Here is a 1,288-nt window from a genome sequence, read left to right on the forward strand (position 1 = left end):
CTAGACGACCGATTCCATGAAACCTGCGTCGTGGCGCGGGTTGAATTGGATGGAACGGGCAGGTTGTTGGCGGATTCCTTGTTTGCGGTCGGCGAAACGAGGATCTGTATCATGGCAGGATGGCGGCGAGCGGTCGAATTGGCAATGAGTGATGATGAGCTGTCGACCTTGGCGGCTCTTTCGCGGTCGAGAACGGAGCTGGCGAGCCGGGTATCGCGGGCCCAGACGCTGCTGGCGTATCGGGAAAATCCTTCGTTCTGCGCGGTGGGCCAAAGACTTGGGGTCCATCATCAGACGGTGAAGCGCTGTGTCGAGCGAGCACTGGTCGATGGTCCGCTGGCGGCCCTCGATGATCGTCCGCGACCGGGCAAGGAGCCAACGATCACGCCTGAGGCCAAAGCCTGGCTGGTGTCGCTGGCATGTGACAAGGCCAAAGACCATGGCTATCCGCATGAGTTGTGGACGACACGGCTCTTGGCGCGCCATGCGCGCGAACGGGGGCCGGCAGCAGGGCATGCGTGTTTGGCTAATTTGGTCCAGGGAACGGTGTGCAAGATCCTCGGCCAAGAGGAAATCAAGCCGCACAAGGTGAGCTACTACCTTGAAAATCGCGACGCCGAGTTCGAACAAAAGATGGCGGAGGTCCTGTGCGTCTATCGTGAGGTCCAAGTCCTGAAGAAAGCCTCTGCCAAGGGAAAGCGGCGGGCAAAGCCGATGACGATCGTCTCCTGCGACGAGAAGCCGGGAATCCAGGCCATTGCAACGACGGCGCCGGATTTGCCGCCCAAGCCTGGCGTCCACCCCACCTTTGCGCGCGATCATGAATACAAACGCCATGGCACGCTCAGCCTGTTGGCTGGGATTGATCTGCTGACTGGCAAGGTCCACGCCCTTGTCAAAGATCGCCACCGCAGTCGAGAGTTCATCGAGTTTCTCAGGCTTGTCGATGCCGCCTATCCGCCGAACACTGCGATCAAGTTGATTCTCGACAATCACTCCGCGCACATATCGAGAGAAACCAGAGCCTGGCTCGCCACTCGACCGGCCGGACGCTTCGAACTCACCTTCACCCCCAAGCACGGCTCGTGGCTCAATCTCATCGAGGGGTTCTTCTCAAAGTTCGCTCGTTCAGTTCTGCGCCATATCCGGGTGGCCTCAAAACATGAACTCAAGGAGCGCATCATGGCTGGCATCGACGACGTCAATCGCCATCTGGTCATCCACACGTGGTCCTACAAACTCGCCGACGCCGCGTGATATGATTCGAACCAAGAAAACGCTGACCTAG

The 1,288-nt window shown here is 59.1% G+C and carries 1 protein-coding gene; it reads left to right on the top strand.

Annotation, left to right across the window (positions count from 1 at the left end; genetic code table 11):
- Nucleotides 1-144 precede the first annotated feature (144 nt).
- Entirely contained in the window at nt 145-1,257 is a 1,113-nt protein-coding gene (locus AAFX91_RS41740) for an IS630 family transposase (protein WP_394570354.1), read from the top strand.
- Nucleotides 1,258-1,288: the final 31 nt, after the last annotated feature.

It is taken from the genome of Bradyrhizobium sp. 31Argb, from assembly GCF_043638955.1.
Lineage (GTDB): Bacteria > Pseudomonadota > Alphaproteobacteria > Rhizobiales > Xanthobacteraceae > Bradyrhizobium.

Excerpts from the sequence above, each read along its gene's own strand:
- AAFX91_RS41740 (WP_394570354.1), top strand. The coding sequence starts at position 145 with ATGAGTGATGATGAGCTGTCGACCTTGGCGGCTCTTTCGCGGTCGAGA.